Source organism: Maribacter ulvicola (assembly GCF_900155985.1).
In the GTDB taxonomy this organism is placed as follows: Bacteria; Bacteroidota; Bacteroidia; order Flavobacteriales; family Flavobacteriaceae; genus Maribacter; species Maribacter ulvicola.
This window is the reverse complement of record NZ_FTMA01000009.1, coordinates 107,456-125,057: the sequence shown is the minus strand read 5'-3', so window position 1 is coordinate 125,057 and position 17,602 is coordinate 107,456. Positions and strand designations below refer to the sequence as shown.

The 17,602-nt window shown below is 34.6% G+C and carries 19 protein-coding genes; 17 read left to right on the top strand and 2 right to left on the bottom strand.

Translation table 11 applies throughout. The features are described 5' to 3' along the window. The first annotated feature begins 314 nt into the window (after positions 1–314). A complete protein-coding gene (locus BW936_RS17515; protein WP_076550781.1) occupies positions 315–1,454 on the top strand; it encodes an alpha/beta fold hydrolase in 1,140 nt (379 codons plus the stop codon). A gap of 646 nt (positions 1,455–2,100) precedes the next feature. On the opposite strand, the gene BW936_RS17510 is transcribed toward BW936_RS17515, so the two are convergent. Next, a complete protein-coding gene (locus BW936_RS17510) occupies positions 2,101–2,694 on the bottom strand; it encodes a helix-hairpin-helix domain-containing protein (protein ID WP_084182126.1) in 594 nt (197 codons plus the stop codon). A 281-nt stretch (positions 2,695–2,975) separates the two neighbouring features. Here BW936_RS17510 and BW936_RS17505 point away from each other — a divergent pair, with 281 nt between their 5' ends. From BW936_RS17505 to BW936_RS17455, 13 genes are all read left to right on the top strand, one after another. After that, positions 2,976–3,305, top strand: a complete 330-nt coding sequence (locus BW936_RS17505) for an ArsR/SmtB family transcription factor (RefSeq protein ID WP_076550779.1) — start codon at positions 2,976–2,978, stop codon at positions 3,303–3,305. A 74-nt stretch (positions 3,306–3,379) separates the two neighbouring features. Then, positions 3,380–3,847 (top strand): DUF6428 family protein, encoded by a 468-nt coding sequence (locus BW936_RS17500; RefSeq protein WP_076550778.1) that lies wholly within the window; start codon positions 3,380–3,382, stop codon positions 3,845–3,847. A 22-nt stretch (positions 3,848–3,869) separates the two neighbouring features. Next, positions 3,870–4,502, top strand: coding sequence for an arsenate-mycothiol transferase ArsC (locus BW936_RS17495; RefSeq protein ID WP_076550775.1), 633 nt, complete (start codon positions 3,870–3,872; stop codon positions 4,500–4,502). 2 nt (positions 4,503–4,504) lie between these two features. Next, complete coding sequence (gene arsB / locus BW936_RS17490) at positions 4,505–5,560, top strand: ACR3 family arsenite efflux transporter (RefSeq protein ID WP_076550772.1); 1,056 nt, start codon at positions 4,505–4,507, stop codon at positions 5,558–5,560. Between the two features lie 312 nt (positions 5,561–5,872). Beyond that, positions 5,873–7,006 (top strand): MBL fold metallo-hydrolase, encoded by a 1,134-nt coding sequence (locus BW936_RS17485; RefSeq protein WP_244156263.1) that lies wholly within the window; start codon positions 5,873–5,875, stop codon positions 7,004–7,006. Between the two features lie 85 nt (positions 7,007–7,091). Continuing rightward, entirely contained in the window at positions 7,092–7,301 is a 210-nt protein-coding gene (locus BW936_RS19985) for a TetR/AcrR family transcriptional regulator (protein ID WP_244156262.1), read from the top strand. Between the two features lie 6 nt (positions 7,302–7,307). Further along, positions 7,308–7,694: a TetR family transcriptional regulator C-terminal domain-containing protein gene (locus BW936_RS19980; protein ID WP_244156261.1), complete on the top strand. Its 387-nt coding sequence runs from the start codon at positions 7,308–7,310 to the stop codon at positions 7,692–7,694. A gap of 52 nt (positions 7,695–7,746) precedes the next feature. Beyond that, positions 7,747–8,532 carry a haloacid dehalogenase type II gene (locus BW936_RS17475; protein ID WP_076550770.1) on the top strand — a complete coding sequence of 262 codons (786 nt, stop codon included), beginning with the start codon at positions 7,747–7,749 and terminating at the stop codon, positions 8,530–8,532. Positions 8,533–8,563: 31 nt separating this feature from the next. Continuing rightward, positions 8,564–9,046, top strand: coding sequence for an SDR family NAD(P)-dependent oxidoreductase (locus BW936_RS17470; protein ID WP_244156260.1), 483 nt, complete (start codon positions 8,564–8,566; stop codon positions 9,044–9,046). Between the two features lie 5 nt (positions 9,047–9,051). Next, positions 9,052–9,300: an SDR family oxidoreductase gene (locus BW936_RS19975; protein ID WP_244156259.1), complete on the top strand. Its 249-nt coding sequence runs from the start codon at positions 9,052–9,054 to the stop codon at positions 9,298–9,300. A gap of 20 nt (positions 9,301–9,320) precedes the next feature. Next, positions 9,321–10,136: a hypothetical protein gene (locus tag BW936_RS17465; protein WP_076550768.1), complete on the top strand. Its 816-nt coding sequence runs from the start codon at positions 9,321–9,323 to the stop codon at positions 10,134–10,136. A gap of 280 nt (positions 10,137–10,416) precedes the next feature. Further along, positions 10,417–12,135 (top strand): purine-cytosine permease family protein, encoded by a 1,719-nt coding sequence (locus BW936_RS17460; RefSeq protein WP_076550766.1) that lies wholly within the window; start codon positions 10,417–10,419, stop codon positions 12,133–12,135. Positions 12,136–12,137: 2 nt separating this feature from the next. Further along, on the top strand, positions 12,138–13,619 hold the full coding sequence (locus tag BW936_RS17455) for a mannitol dehydrogenase family protein (protein ID WP_076550764.1): 1,482 nt from the start codon (positions 12,138–12,140) through the stop codon (positions 13,617–13,619). Here BW936_RS17455 and BW936_RS17450 read toward each other — a convergent pair. Next, complete coding sequence (locus BW936_RS17450) at positions 13,616–14,017, bottom strand: hypothetical protein (protein ID WP_076550762.1); 402 nt, start codon at positions 14,015–14,017, stop codon at positions 13,616–13,618. The two genes, BW936_RS17455 and BW936_RS17450, sit on opposite strands and share 4 nt — an antisense overlap. A 96-nt stretch (positions 14,018–14,113) precedes the next feature. On the opposite strand from BW936_RS17450, the gene BW936_RS17445 reads away from it, so the two are divergent. The 3 genes from BW936_RS17445 to BW936_RS17435 all read left to right on the top strand — a co-directional run bounded on the left by BW936_RS17445 (position 14,114) and on the right by BW936_RS17435 (position 17,586). Beyond that, a complete protein-coding gene (locus BW936_RS17445; RefSeq protein WP_076550760.1) occupies positions 14,114–15,625 on the top strand; it encodes a sensor histidine kinase in 1,512 nt (503 codons plus the stop codon). Between the two features lie 3 nt (positions 15,626–15,628). Then, entirely contained in the window at positions 15,629–16,681 is a 1,053-nt protein-coding gene (locus tag BW936_RS17440; RefSeq protein ID WP_076550758.1) for a response regulator, read from the top strand. Between the two features lie 68 nt (positions 16,682–16,749). Continuing rightward, positions 16,750–17,586: a universal stress protein gene (locus BW936_RS17435; protein WP_076550756.1), complete on the top strand. Its 837-nt coding sequence runs from the start codon at positions 16,750–16,752 to the stop codon at positions 17,584–17,586. Positions 17,587–17,602 lie beyond the last annotated feature (16 nt).

The following is a 17,602-nucleotide window of genomic DNA, read 5'->3' as shown; positions in this document are numbered from 1 at the left end:
TGATCAAGCCTTTCAATAAAATAATTACTATCATGACATGCCTTTTTAAGGGCCTTTTTTTCATGTTAGAAGCGGAACGCGGATGTATGCTATAACAAATAAGTTTTTTTCCAAAAACTAAAATCCTGCGCTTTACAAATAATGACAAGCCAAACTGACCTCCTCACTTTTTAAGCATGGTTTAAAGAAATAGTCAAAACTGGAATGCCTAGACAAAACAAACCAAGGTTTTTTATAAATTATTTGGCTTAATTGTTGTGAATTAAGCGAATAGATAATTTATAAATCTAACCAATCAAGTAAACCAATAAAAAATGAAAAAATTCTATTTCGCCTTCTTAGCTATTTTTCCTCTATCGTTCACCATGCTTTCACAATCAGTAAATACACCAGTAGATATAGGTGGTTACATCATGCATTTCAACATTTTAAAAGGAGAAGGCACTCCCATTCTTTTTGAATCAGGTGGCGGTGATAACAGTTCTGTTTGGACTCCTATTTTAGAAAGAATACATGAAGTTACGGGCACTACATTAATTACGTATGACCGATCAGGGTTTGGAAAGAGTGAATTGAATCCGGCACTAAAAAATGAATCAGATTTCGGAATTGAAAACGGAATAAAAGAGCTGGAAGCGGGACTTGCAAAATTAGGGTATAGTGATGATATTATTTTGGTATCCCATTCCTATGGCGGATTATATAATCTTTTATACGCGCGGAACCATCCTAAGAAAGTAAAATCTATTGTTTTAATAGATGCTACACTTAGCAATTTTTGGAATGAAGATTTCTTAGCCATGAGAGACAAATTTGTTGACATCAATACGATACCAAAAGATACTGGAGATTATTACCTGAATTATAATTACAACGAAATTATGCGTTCATTAAGAAACACACAGTTTCCTGAAAATATCCCCGTTACAAACATTTTTCCCGATAAATCCGCCCCAGTATATCCAGAAGAATATGCTAAAAGATGGAAAAATGTCCATGTAGATTTAGGAGATAATAACAACAATGTAACTAACATTATAGCTAAAAACAGCAGCCATGCTGTATTTAATGATAATCCTTCGTTAGTTATAAATGCCATCATTAAAGCTTATTCAGAAACATTGGACAAAGATGAACAAAATGTAGTATTACAAAAAGCATTGGATAATGCTATTGACTTATCAATTGAAACTAAAGTCCATAATCGTTCAGAACACGATTTAAATACCTTAGGATACTCATTTTTACAAACCCAAGAATTAGATAAGGCTTTAGAAATATTTAAAACAACTACCCTATTATTTCCTGAAAGTGCCAATGCTTATGATAGTTATGGCGAGGCGTTATTAATTGCTGGCAATAAAGAGGAAGGCATAAAAATGTACGAGAAGTCTATAGTTCTAAATCCGGATAATGAACATGGAAAAGAGGTGTTATTGAAGTTGAAGGAATAATAGACAAGCAAATAAGTTTGAGCGAATAAACACACATTATTCATTCAAAATTAAATTATAATTTCAACTGTATTTCAAACAATTAAATTGCTTATAAAATATTTATCGTACTCAATTTGACCCATAAATTATCATGTATAACAAAGTACTTATAGCTATTGTATTGATAGTCAAATTTGTAAAAGAAAGTCACGCCCAAGAACTACAAACTCAAGTAGAAGCACCAATACTTTTATAGAAGAACATAGCGATGGTAATAGAAATTACTACGTAATAATTGATGCAACACAAGGTAACGTTTTCTTCCATAATGAAATTCTGCATTCAATGTAACTGACATTTCCTATATTAAAATTGGACGCTGATAATATAAAAATCACCAAAAAGAGACTCACATTTTACCCCAAAGAAAAAAGCTTTAGCGTACAAAACAATTTTCATCTTTTGCGCATAAAGACATTTGCACTACATGGATCAACATTACCAAAATGAATAAGTAAGGTAAAATCAAATTGCCAGCTTTGGTAAAAAGCTATATTTTAAACTTTCTAAGAGCTATGAGGTAACTTCTTACTTCATTAAATTTCACTAAGTAAAAAGTCCTAAGAACATATCTAAGGCATTTTATTGCAGAATAGGTAGATTATCATTTACCACCATCCAATTTATCTTGCAAAGCTTTCAACTTGTCCCACTCACCGGCATTAGCCAATTTAGCTTGTTTTGGCCAACTACCTGGTTTATGCATCGCATAACGAGGACCAGCTTCTTTTAAAATCCGCTCTAAGTTCTTTACAGAAGATCCCGCCAATTTAGCAAAAGTACCTATCCCCTTCTCCGTTAAGATAGATGCTATTTTTGGACCTATGCCTTCAATCTTTTTTAAATCATCTTTCTTAGCCTTGGCTGCAGGTTTCTTCGTCGTTGGTAATTCACTTAAATCCACTACGCTATTATCAATACCGGAATAAGGAGAAGAAACGTACGCATCTGCCGCATAATCATTGAACCACCCCTTATCTTCACTGAGGTACCTAAACTGGTAACTTTTACCATTCTCAAGCTTTATACTTTTCTCATATATACCATCTTTCTTTTCCATTTGAAAAGTGCTGTCGTTCGTTTGCCAGCCATTAAAATCACCTAACAATAAAACGCTAGATTTACTTGGCGCTTCATTTGCTCCTATGGTAAAGGTCACTACAGTGTACTTCCCTTTTGTTTGTTTCGTTAATGCCATTTTTATCGTATTTAATTCTTATATAAAAATAACATAGAAAAAACTCATTTTCAAAAGTTTGTATAAAGATATTAGGAGAAAATTAAAAGCGTCAAATATGATGGTCTAATGAAATATTTTTACCAAAAAACGTAAAAACAGGCATTAATACCATATTAGGGTTCCCGTTATTTTTTAAATTTCATACAGCAATTATAGAGTATTCTAAAATAAAAGTAATCTATGAAGTAAATTATCGCCAATTATATCGTAATATTGCAATGAAACAATTAAGTTAAAGAATGGGATTAGCAAAAACAGAAATGTTTACTGATAAGCAGAACAAGATTTCTCTCTTTGCCAAAGTATTTGGTCACCCTGCGCGTGTTGCTATTTTACAGTACTTATTTAAAATAGATACGTGCATATGTGGAGATTTGGTCAGTGAAATAGGTTTGGCGCAACCAACCATTTCTCAACATTTAAAAGAATTAAAAAATTTAGGATTGATAAAGGGTAATGTTGAAGGTACCAGTGTTTGTTACTGTATAGATAAAGACAACTGGTCTAACATGAAAGATATTATGATTAAATTCTTGGATCAAGATATTCCAAATACAGATTGCTGTTAAAAAAATTTATATTCTTTTATCGCTTTATTACGATTAATAAATAAAAAGACAACATATACTATAAAACGAAGATTATGAGACTATCAGAAATTAAAAAACACCTAGCGGAATTAGATACTATAGCCTTTAAATTACCAAATGGCGAATTGGTACCTAACCATTTCCATGTAACCGAAGTTGGTAAAATCACTAAAAACTTCATTGACTGTGGTGGCACTGTTCGTAATGAGGAAGTAGTGAATTTTCAATTATGGAATGCCGATGATTACGATCATAGGTTACACCCAGAAAAATTGATACATATAATAGAACTTTCTGAAAAGGTTTTAGGTATAGATGATTTAAAAATAGAAGTTGAATACCAAGGACAAACCATTGAGAAATTTGGTCTTGAATTTGACGGCACTAATTTTATCTTAGCATCTAAGCAAACAGACTGTTTGGCAAAAGACAATTGTGGTATACCGGCAGAGAAACCAAAAGTAAACCTTGCTGAGGTAAATAATGAGCCTTGTTGCGCACCTGACGGAAACTGTTGTTAAATTCCAAAAAACATTAAAAAAAATGATAACTACAGAAACCAATATGTTACCAGGAATTGAGAATTTAATCAAAGATTTACAGCCAGATTCAATTACGGCAGAACGTAAAGTTGTTTTACAGCCATTGGTAGATTTTATACAAGGGAAAACTACCAACGATCAAGAAATAAGAATCAATTTTATCTGTACGCATAATTCTAGAAGAAGTCACTTATCTCAAGTATGGGCACAAACTATGGCTACCTATTTTAATATTAAAAATGTACATTGTTATTCTGGTGGTACAGAAGCAACTGCATTGTTCCCAATGGTTGTAGAGACTTTAAAGAATCAAGGTTTCCAAATACAAAAACTATCGGACACCAGTAATCCTGTATATGCTATTAAGTATTCTGAAAATGAGCATCCGGTAATTGGTTTTTCTAAATCTTACGAGGATTATTTTAATCCGGCTTCACAATTTGCAGCGGTCATGACATGCTCACAAGCAGACGGTGGTTGTCCTTTTATTGCCGGAGCTGAAAAAAGAGTACCCATCACTTTTGAAGATCCAAAAGCGTTTGATAACACGCCGCAGCAAGCAGAAAAGTATGCTGAAAGAAGTATGCAGATTGCGACAGAATTGTTTTACACATTCTCACAAATTAACAAGTAAAAATGGCAACTAAAAAACTAAGCTTCTTAGATAAGAATTTAACCCTTTGGATTTTTGCTGCAATGGCATTAGGGGTTGCTATTGGTTTCTTTTTTCCAGGCTTTCCAGATATCATAAATACGTTTAACAGCGGCACCACTAACATTCCTATAGCTATAGGTTTAATAGTAATGATGTATCCGCCTTTGGCAAAAGTGAACTATGCGTTATTACCGAAAGTGTTTAGAAATACCAAAATTTTATCTATCTCGTTAATCTTAAATTGGATCATTGGTCCCGTTTTAATGTTCATCTTGGCCATTACCTTTTTGTCTGACTACCCAGAATACATGGTAGGTCTTATACTTATAGGTTTGGCACGTTGTATTGCCATGGTATTGGTCTGGAACGACCTGGCCGACGGTAGTAGTGAATATGGTGCAGGTTTAGTAGCATTGAACAGTATATTTCAAGTATTTGCCTATAGCTTCTATGCATGGATATTTATTACGGTACTTCCACCCTATTTTGGTTTTGAAGGTGCCATAGTAGATATATCCATTGGTACCATTGCAGAAAGTGTAGCCATTTATTTAGGGCTTCCATTTCTAATGGGAATATTAAGTAGGTTGATTTTAGTGAAGCTAAAAGGCGAAGAATGGTATACTACCAAATTTATACCGGCAATTTCACCAATGACATTGATAGCGCTATTGTTTACCATTGTCATCATGTTCTCATTAAAAGGAGAGTTAATAGTAGAAATACCTATGGATGTACTCATCATTGCAGTACCGTTGCTAATTTACTTCACCCTAATGTTCATCATCGGATTCTTTTTTACTAAAGCAACCGGTGCGGAATATGACAAGACAACTTCTGTAGCATTTACGGCAGCCGGAAATAATTTTGAACTGGCCATAGCTGTTGCCATTGCAGTATTCGGACTCAATTCTGGTCAGGCATTTGCAGGTGTTATTGGTCCGCTGGTTGAAGTTCCTGCGTTGATATTTTTGGTAAAAGTATCTTTTTGGCTGAAGAAAAAGTACTATTCCACATCAAGCCCTGAAACAATTTAGATTTTTATATAAAGAAAGCAATTCAAACAACTTTCTAAACATAGTTGGAGTTAGGATGTATATTCCTAGCTCCAACTTTTTTAGTTTATAAAACGCAATGGACAAAAGTATTTCAAATTAGGTAAAAAGTGTTCAACAACCTGTATTTAGTGTAGAATTGTAACCATATACCAAACTAACTTTGCAACTATATACCATATTTTACACCAATGAAGAATATATGAATTCTTAAAAAGTTTTGAATAGCACACAAACAATAACTTTGAGAACTTACAACAACTCATCATTACCCCATAAATTAAATGATTTAAAATGATCAAAAAAATATTTAAAAAAATAATGATTGCAACACTTTCTATCCTAGTAATTTTAGTAATTACTACCCTTTTATTTACCAATTTCTACCCAAGTTTTGGTGGTAAAATTTCTAAAGAGCAAGAATTAGTATTTCAGAAATCTAAGCAATATAAAAATGGAAAATTCAGAAATACAAAAGAGGTACCAAAAGACTTAGGTATTTCTGGAACGCTTAGCCTAGCGTATAAATTCTTTACCACTAAAGTTTCAAATGGTAGACCTAAAGAAGATTTAAAACCACAACATATAAAACCTAAAAATATAACCCATTATACAGGTGAGGCTAGAATGATATGGTTTGGACATTCTTCTTTTTTAGTACAGATAGACGGCAAAAATATCTTACTGGATCCCATGTTCGGTCCAGTGGCAGCTCCCCACCCACTTTTAGGGGCAAATCGTTTCAATAAAGAGTTTCCAATAACCATAGAACAACTACCTCAAATTGACGCAGTCATATTCTCCCATGACCATTATGATCATTTAGATTACGAAACAATTTTAAAAATTAAAGACAAAACCGATCGTTTTTATACTCCGTTAGGTATAGAAAGTCATTTAGAGGCTTGGGGCGTGCCAACCTCAAAAATAACGGAGATGGATTGGTGGCAAGAAATACAATTTGGAACATTAAAACTGGTCTGTACTCCAGCACAACACTTTTCAGGCAGAAATTTAACTAACGGACAGAGTACGTTATGGAGCTCTTGGGTAATTACATCACCTACAGAAAATATCTTTTTTAGCGGTGATAGCGGTTATGCCGAACATTTTAAAGCTATAGGAGAAAAGTATGGACCGTTTGACTTAGCCTTATTGGAATGTGGCCAATACAATGAAATGTGGTCAGATATTCATATGATGCCAGAAGAAACCGCACAAGCCGGAGTTGATGTAAAAGCAAAAAAAATAATGCCCATACACTGGGCCGGTTTCAAATTGGCTTTGCATGAATGGACAGACCCCATTAAAAGAGTTAAAGCAAAGGCGACTGAATTAAATATAACCACCATTTCACCCCAAATTGGACAAGAAATTATCGTTAAAGATACCATGAACAACTATACTGATTGGTGGAAAAACTTATAACTGAAAATTTAACTTAACCGTTAATAATTGGTTAAACATTGCCAAAAAACATTCCCTATCGTATTTTATTAAACATCTTTACAGTATGAAGCAGGCATTAAAATCTGAACTATCAAAACAAATTATATTGAACGAGGCGTTTAAGCTGTTTTATGAAGACGGATTTAAAACTACCAGCATAGAAAAAATAATGAAGGCTACCTCTTTAACAAAAGGTGCCTTCTACCATCATTTCACAAATAAAAAAGAATTAGGCTTGGCCGTCATCACTAAAAAAGTACAGAGCAGAGTTTAAAAAAGAATGGTATATCCGTTATACAATGATGGTAACGTATATACCATTTTAGAAAATACCTTTCTTAACAGCCTAAAGTCTTTTTCCCTATATGAGAAAAAGCACGGCTGCCCTACAAACAATTTAATAAATGAAATTGGTGACCATGAAAAAGTTTACCAAAGAGCATTGAAGAATATAATAGAGGAATGGAAAACTGCCCTTATCGATCTTTTGGAAAGAGGAAAAGCTGAAAATTCTATTAAAAAAGATATTTCTAGTACTGCTGTTGCAGTTTACCTTATTAGTTCTTTTGAGGGAATTCGCGGAATTCGAAAATTATATGATGATGATATAGTAATCAATGATTATTTAAATGGTTTGTCTATATACCTAAAACAACTTAAACACTAATTTTTTTACCTAAAAACATACTGTATAGAATGTTTTTTAATCATCTTTAAATATGAATACGAACAGAAGGGAGTTTATTAAAAAGTCAACTATTCTTGGCACAGCCGGTGTAACCATTCCTACTTTAGGTTTCGCAACACACAACAATAAGGAATTAAAAACCGAAAGACCAAAAGTGTTGTTTTTCGATGTCAATGAAACCTTGTTAGATTTAACTGCAATGAAAGACAGTGTAGCAGAAGCGCTAAATGGCAGAAACGATTTACTACCACTTTGGTTCACGACCATGTTACAATATTCATTGGTATCGACTGTAGCCAACCAATACAATGATTTTGCAATAATAGGCGCCGCAGCACTTCAAATGGTTGCAGCCAATAATGGCATTGCATTAAGTCACAATGAGGCAAAAAAATCTATTGTAGACCCCATACGTTCTTTACCTGCACACCCCGAAGTTCCATCTGCCTTACAATCTTTAAAAGATGCTGGCTACAAGCTTGTATCGTTTACCAACTCCTCTAACAAAGGGGTTGAAACGCAATTTAAAAATGCCGGATTAACCAAATACTTTGATCAACGCTTAAGCATTGAAGATATAGGTAAATTTAAACCTCATGTCGATGCCTATAATTGGGCTGCTCGAAAAATGAATATTCAACCACAAGAAAGTCTTTTGATAGCGGCACATGGCTGGGATATATCTGGAGCGCTATGGGCAAATTGGAGAGGTGCATTTATAAGCAGACCTGGAGCTCAATTATACCCACTATCCCCCACTCCTGAAATCAATGAACCCAATTTAAAATTGGTTACCGACAAGTTAACCAGCTTATAACCCTTTACAATAAATCACTAAAACTTGAACCATGAGATTAGAAGACAAAGTAATAATCGTTACTGGAGCCTCTAGAGGTATCGGGCAAGAAATAGCCCTATTATTAGCAGAGAATGGCGCTAGAGTTATCGTGAATCATTCCAACAGTACAAAAGATGCAGACGCTACAGTAGCTAAAATTAAAGATCACGGAGGAACCGCTATTGCATTAAAGGCAGATGTAAGCGATAGAGATCAAGTAACCCAGCTATTTGACCAAACCATAGCGGCATTTGGTAAGGTAGATGTATTGGTAAACAACGCTGGCGTCTTGGTCACCAAGAAACTGAAAGACAACACACAAGAAGATTTTAACAGGCTATTCGATGTAAACGTTAAAGGAGTTTTCAATACACTGCAAGAAGCGGACAGTAAATTATCCGATAATGGCAACATTATTAATATTTCATCTAGCACGGCAAAACTCATGTTTCCATCTTTTACGCTTTATACTCCGCCACAAAAGCTGCAGTAGAACAAATGACAAGAGTATTTTCAAAAGAAATAGGCAGGGGCATTTCTGTAAACGCTCTGGCTCCTGGAGCCACGGAGACCGATTTATTCTTAAAAGGAAAATCACAAGAATTCATAGACAAGCTAAGTTCCATGAACGCCTTTGATAGGCTGGCACAACCCATAGATATTGCGAGAGTGGTTTTATTCTTAGCACATAATGATTCTAAATGGATTTCTGGTCAAGTCATTGGTGCCAATGGCGCTCTAATCTAATCCCCATTAAACAAAAACGCATGAAATTTAAAATTACCACAATAGTAGCCATAGGCATCTTAATCACTTCTTGCAAAGGAGAACAGTCCGCCAACAAAGAAGCTCTTAAAACTCCTGTAGTTACAAATAAAGGTCAAGAATTGGTCTCAAAAATGTTAGATAAAGTTGGCGATTACAACACACTACGCACCAAGAAAGATGTACTGTATACGTATACCTACCAAACTGCTGATGGTAAAACAGATATCTCAACAGAGAAGTACATTTTTGATGGTGAATTGTCATATGGAAAATATGAACTGCATGAAAGAACATTAAGTGATCTAGAAGGAACTATTGAGCAAGGTTATGATGGTAAAGAATTCTGGCTTAAACAGAACGGAGAAATTCTTAACGATAGTATTGCCTTAAAAAAAGTTGCTTTTAACAGACCTACCAATTTCTATTGGTTTACCATGTTTCAGAAGTTAATGGACAAAGGTGTTACCTATAAATATTTAGGCGAAGAAACCTTAAACGATATTGCTTATGAAGTTGTAAAAATATCGTTCAATTTTGGGGAATCCAAACCTACCGATATTTATCAGCTTTATATTAATAAAAATACATCTCTTGTGGATCAATTTCTATTCACGGTTGCAGACTTTGCAGTTGTAGAAACCCCGTATTTAATGACATTAAAATATGAAGAAGTTGATGGGATGCTATTACCAACAAAGCGAAAATACAAGAAATCTACTTGGAAAGCAGCAGTAAACGATGCCCCATGGACAACGGTAAACTGGTCTAACATTAAATTCAATAACGCTTTAAATAAAAGGGAGTTTAAAAAGTAAAGAACCACGTTTATAGCTTATAAAACGAACAATTTACATAAGGTTAGATTGTCCTTAAATACCTAAAGTTAGTAATATCTATTAGCCAAAAACACCGTTGATAATAACTACTCGTATTTTTTTTATATTTTTAAAAAATGGAAGATTAACAAATTTTAATACGAGTTATTAAAAAATTAAATACTTTCAAATCTGATTAAAAATTAAACTAGACACATTGTATGTCTAATATCAGTACTCAATTGTAACAATATAAAAAATCTCATTACCAACTCAACTTATGTCAAAAAACAACGACTATGCCGCGTTCGAAAATTTAAACGAAGAACAACTACCCGTTGCAAAACATAAGCTACATGATTGGACCCATTTTGCAGGTTTGTACGCCGCAGAACACGTAGCAGCAACAGAGTTTGTAATTGGTGCTACGTTTGTAGCACTAGGAGCCAAAACAATGGACATTATTTTAGGTCTATTGATCGGTAATATTTTGGCAGTACTTAGCTGGACCTTCATTACCTCGCCAATTGCCGTAGAAACAAGGTTAAGCTTATACACCTACCTAAACAAAATTGCAGGAGATTCCATGACTAAGCTCTACAATTGGGCAAACGTTATTATTTTCTCGGTGATATCCGCAGCTATGATCACCGTGTCCGCTACAGCAGTGCGTTTTGCTTTTGATATTCCCGCACAATTGAACTGGTACCCCACCAACATGTGGTTTGTAATCATCGTATTTTGTGTTGGGCTCGTAGTGGTTTCTATTGCTTTATACGGATTTAATGCAGTTTCTGAATTTTCAGGAATATGTGCGCCCTGGCTTTTTGTCATGTTCACGAGTGGTGCAATGGTATTATTACCAGCTTTATCTTTAGATGTATTAGGAACAACATTACCTTACGGATGGAATGATTTGATATCGCTTGGAGACCGATCGATATGGACAGGAGTTGATAGCGCAGGAGAACCCGGTATCGGACTTGTTGAAGTCATCGGGTTCGCGTGGGCCGCAAACACCATTACCCATTTCGGCTTAATTGATATGGCTTTACTACGTTTTGCCAAAAAGAAATCTTACGGACTCGCAACCAGTACAGGTATGATGTTTGGGCACTATGTTGCCTGGATCGCTGCCGGTATTATGGGAGCTGGAGCTGCGGTAATTATAGGGAAAACAATTGTTGAACTAGACCCCGGCGATGTTGCTTTTTATGCTTTAGGTTGGTCTGGTTTTGTAATAGTAATCGTTGCAGGCTGGACAACGGCAATCACTAATCTATATAGAGCAGGATTAGCGGCACAAGCAATTTTTTATAACCATTCACGAAAAAAGACGACCATAGTAGTGGGTTTAATTACTATAGCCATAGCTTGTTTCCCTTTTGTATTCTCACAGATTTTACCACTGTTGACCTATGCAGGTTTATTGGTAGTTCCTGTAGGTGGAATTGTATTTGCAGAACATCAAATATTTCCAAAAATTGGATACACCCGCTATTGGTCTTCTTACCGCAATCTCACTTTTAGCTCTCCTGCAATAATTTCCTGGGGATTAGGACTGGTTTTCGGTTTTGGTTTAAATGCACTGAACGTGATGTCTTTCTTCTACCTGTTCATACCTACATGGATGTTCACTATTATTGTATACACAATTCTAGCAGGTAAATACGGAGCTAAAAATAAGTACCCACAAGCTGAAGAAAAAGAAAGACTACGCAATGAAAAAATTGTAGCATACCAAGAAGAGAAAAGTAAACTAGAAACCACACCTAAGAAAGACACCACTCCCTTATCAAAAGTGATAAAACTGGTTTCCCTTACTGCTCTTATAATCACCTTGATATTGGCTGGTATAGTGTTATTTGACAGTGCTAACGAAAATAGCTATGTTGAAAATAGAGAAACCTTTTACCGTTATGCATTTATATGTACGGTAACCTACTTCGTTACCGCCTATTGGGCCTTATTACGAGGAAAATCTAAAAAATTGAGCTAAAAATGATAAAAGAAGTAATGCTGAACAGCAATAATTTAGCAGAAATAAGCAAACAAATACCTACCCCTACATTTGATAGAAAATCACTTAAAGTAGGTATGGTGCACGTTGGTGTAGGTGGTTTTCATAGAGCCCACCAGGCCTTTTACACCCATTTGTTACAAGAAAAAGAAAATGCTTCTGAATGGGGAATTTGCGGTATTGGACTGCGAGAGGGTGATCAAAAAATTCATGACATCTTACAGAAACAAAACGGCATGTATACTTTGATCATAAAGCATCCGGACGGTAGAATAGATTCTCAAATAATAGGTTCTATCATCGACTTCAAATTAGGATATGACACGCCTGATGTTGTAATTGATCAAATGGCACATCCTGATACAAAAATAGTATCCCTGACCATTACTGAAGGAGGGTACAATTTTAATCCGGCAACGGGTGAATTCGATTTTGAAAATGCAGATATACAGCATGAATTACAACATCCGAACGACCCTAAAACTATATACGGATTTTTAACCGCTGCCATCAAAAAAAGAAAAGTACAAGGGCTACCTGCCTTTACGGTAATGTCTTGTGACAATATTCAACATAATGGTGATGTTGCCAAAGAAATGCTGCTGACATTTGCAAAAAAGCAGAATGAAGAATTGGCTGCTTATATTGAAAAGGAAGTAAGTTTCCCTAACAGTATGGTAGATCGTATTACTCCCGTTACTACACAGGCAGATATTAATTATTTAGAAAATACATACGGACTTAAAGATGAATGGCCAGTTACTTGTGAACCATTCATTCAATGGGTCATTGAAGATAATTTCTCTAATGGTAGACCAGAATTTGAAAAAGTTGGAGTGCAATTTGTACCAGACGTAAAGCCATATGAAAAAATGAAATTGCGCCTTTTAAACGCAGGTCATTCCGTTCTTGGTATTTTGGGTGCCATCCATGGTCACCCAACTATAAACGCTTGCATGGAAGATGATTTGTTCGTAACCTATTTACGAGCTTTCATGGACGAAGAAGCCACACCAATTTTAGATCAATTAGAAGGCATTGATTTAACAGCTTACAAAGACAGCTTACAAGAACGTTTTGCCAACCCAAATATTAAAGATAGCGTAAGCCGTATTTGCTCAGAGAGTTCTGCAAAATTGCCAAAATTTTTAATAGCCACAATCCAAGATAATTTAGCAAACGCCGGCAGTATTAAATTTGCCACTTTAGTTATTGCCGCATGGTGTTATTATAGTGACAAAGGAATAGACAAGAACGGAAACTCTATAGCGATTATTGATGCCATGCAAGATCAACTGCACCAAGCTGCCAGCAAAACCCAGTCTGATCCATTGGCATTTATAAGACAAGAATCTTTATTCGGTAATTTAATCAACGAAGAAAGATTTACTCGTATTTATAGTGATTTGGTTCAAAAAATATATGCAGATCCAGATATAAAAAAACTAATGATACAGCTTTAATCTAAAAGCAGATCAATTTTTGCCAGCATAATTAATTCAGATTTATTATTTCCTGAAAAAGAACTTGCAATAGCCTTGGCCGTCTTTTTGGTCAAGGTTTTTATTTGCTCAGAAAATGCGTGCGGATGTAGTTTATAGAAATCCTTAAACGCATCAAAACACTCCTTACTACTTTTGGTAGTTTCCATTAACACATCAAATACAATTTCAATTTGGTTGGCGGCATCTGTACCGTAACGGTCGGTAAAGTCATCTAAATACAACCAATCTTGTTTTACAAGCTCTTTAACTTTTTCCCATTCATTATTATGAACGGTACCGTCACTTATGGCAACGGCATAAAAAAGCTTTCCTAAATTTTCATAGAGTCCGTTCATTGTTTTCGCAGTATTTTCCATTGTATTGTTTTTTTTGAAGTTGATTTAAAGATAAAATTAAAATATAGAGTGCACTTTTTATATGATAATAATCAGTGTAATTAATATATTTGATATATGCAGGATTTTCAAAAAAACAGTGACATTTTTAACTTACTATCAGAAGGAGTATCTGAGGGAATTATCGTGGTAGACGCCAATCAAATTGTAGTGGCTACCAACACTTCATCAGAACAAATGTTTGGTTATGAAAAGGGAGAACTGTTAGGAAAACCCTTAGATGTACTCATTCCTAAAAGATACCACGCCGGTCATGATGCCCATGTAGAAAAGTTTATTGCAAAAAGTGATAAGCGCCAAATGGGCCATGGCAGAAACCTGTACGGAATCTGTAAAGATGGCAAGGAATTCCCTGTAGAGGCCGGGTTAAATCCGTTCGAGTTTTATGGCGCTACTTACGTTATGGCGTTGGTTATTGATATTACTGACCGTAAGAACAGAGAAAAAGAATTAAGCCATTGGGCAAGTATTTTTGATGAGTCATTAAATGAAATTTTTGTGTTTGATGCCGAAACTTTTAAATTCCTGAACGTTAATAAAGAAGCACAAAGGAATATTGGGTTTTCAATTGATGAATTATATCACATGACCCCGGTTGACATTAAACCGGAAATGACCATTTCTCGATTCCAAGCCTTAATAGCTCCATTATTAAAGGATGAGACCGCTAAAGTTAAATTTGAAACCAAGCACGGTAGAAAAGACGGCACTACATACCCGGTTGAAGTACACTTACAATTATCTACTTTAGGTGAAAATAAAGTGTATGTAGCATTTATATTAGATATAACAGAACGAAAAAATTATACTGAAAATCTAGAAAAAACAGTTGAAGAACGCACACAACAGCTCACAGAAGCATTAGCCGTTGAAAAAGAACTTAATGAGCTAAAGACCAGATTCTTATCTTTAGTGTCTCACGAATTTAAAACACCACTAAGTAGCATTTTAACCTCTATTACCTTACTTGGCAAATACACTGAAACAGCGCAACAGCCAAAAAGAGACAAACACATTACCACCATTAAGAATAAAGTAAAATACTTAGACACTATATTAAACGATTTTCTATCTGTTGAGCGCTTAGAGTCTGGTAAGGTCAATTATAAAATAGTTGAATTTCCTTTAAGTAAAATTGTCAATGAAGTAGTGTATAATAGTAATATGCTACTTAAATCAGGTCAACAGATTCGTTACCCTGACAACATAGATGAGCTAAATATTAATTTTGATGAAAAAACATTAGAGTTGGCATTATCAAATTTAATACACAATGCCATTAAGTATTCACCAGAAGATACTACCATAGACATTAAAGTAGAACTACCAGATACCGGTTATTCCATTAACGTCATTGATCAAGGCATAGGCATACCTGAGGAAGAGCAAAAACACATTTTTAATCGTTATTTTAGAGCAGAGAATGCTTTATTGACCCAAGGAACGGGTATAGGTCTAAATATTGCGAAACAACATATTGAAAATTTAGGAGGCAGTCTTGAGTTTACAAGTGCAGAAAATAATGGGTCAACGTTTACTTTATTTATTCCTAAACTAAAAACCAATTAGAAGATGAAAAGAATTTTATTGATTGAGGACGACAAAGCCTTGCGTGAGAATACTGAAGAACTTCTAGAATTATCCGGTTATGATGTAATAACTGCCCCAAACGGTAAAATTGGTATTGAAGCTGCAAATGAAAATCTACCCGATATTATTTTATGTGATATTATGATGCCGGTGATTGATGGTTATGGAGTTTTGGAAAACCTATCTAACAACGAAAAAACAAAACAGATACCGTTCATTTTTCTCTCTGCAAAGACAGAACACAAAGAAATAAGAAAAGGAATGGATTTAGGGGCAGATGACTACCTAACCAAACCATTTGAAGAAGAAGAATTAATGAGTGCCGTTGAAAGTAGATTGGCTAAAGCTGAACTTCTTAAACGTATGCAAGACAAAACATCTAAAGAACACGGTGTTTCAGAAAATGAAATGCGCACCATTCATGAACTTAAAAACTTTTTTGATGATAATGGTGAACCTTCTAATTTTAAACAAGGAGAAATCATTTACGAAGAAGGTGCTCGTTCAAATAAAATCTACCTAATTTTAGAAGGGCTTGTCAAATGCTACAATATGGACCCAGACGGTAAAGAATTAATTACATCACTATCTAAAGCTGATGATTTTTTAGGCTTTACATCTTTCTTGAACAATGAACCTTATCAAGAATCTGCTACAGCACTTGTAGACGTTGAATTGGCAGGCATATCAAAAGAAAACTTAAAAGAAATATTAAATGAGAACAAGACCATTTCATTAGAACTAATGGAGTTATTATCAGCTAATATTTCTAACATTAAAGCGCAATTGCTACAAATGGCATACAGTTCTGTACGTAGAAAAACGGCACAAACTTTACTACAGTTTGCTGATATTATGAATACAAAGCCAGATGAACCTATTAAAATTTCACGGAATGATTTGGCAAGTGTTGCAGGTATAGCCACTGAAAGTTTAATACGAACATTATCAGGCTTTAAAAAAGAAGGACTTATTACCATTGAAGGAAGAAACATACAAATTATGGAACTCAAAGCTTTACAATATGTAAACTAATCCTAATCTGATATATATCATTTATTAAGTTTCTATATGGATTTACTTTTGTAGCGTAAGTCACATGAATGAAACACATTTTAATTCCCACTGATTTTTCCAATAACTCTTGGAACGCCCTTGAATACGCTGCGTGTTTTTTTGAAAAAAAACAATGCATTTTTTATGTATTGCATGTAAATAATTTAAGCAATTCTGACATTACCGGCAATTCATTTATGACACTAAATGCACAAAAAAAATATAGTACTAGAGATAAACTGAATGAGACTATTGACCGAATAGGTACATGTAACCCAAACCCTAAACATAAATTCATTTCTCTTGAAGAATACGGGAACTTCATTGATATTACAAAAAAAACCATAGAGGAGAAAAAGATAGATTTAATAGTTATGGGCACAAAAGGCATTTCTGGCCTAAAAGCTAGTATAATGGGTAGCAATACAGGAAACGTAATTACAAAAATAGCCTGTAACGTACTTGTAATACCTGATGCTATTATTGCTAAAAAGCCTTCAAAAATAGCTTTTCCTACAGATTTTAATCTATTCTACACCTATCCTATATTAAATTCTATAACGGAAATACTTGAAATCTCTAACGCAAAGCTAGAGGTAATTCACATGTCGCAATCAAGACCTAATTTTTCTAACACACAGGTAATCAACAAGGCATACCTACATGATTATTTAAAAGAAATATGCTCAGAAACCCATAGTTTTGAGCATATACTAGGTAAGAACACAAGAGAAGTAATAGTTACCTATATCACTGAAAATAAAATTGAAATGCTAACCATGGTCGCTAAAAATTTAAATTTGTTTCAGCAGTTGTTCTTCAACAACTCCTTAGAACACTTAAGTTACCATTCTACGGTACCTCTATTGGTAATGCATGAGTAAAGACTACCTTTTAAGG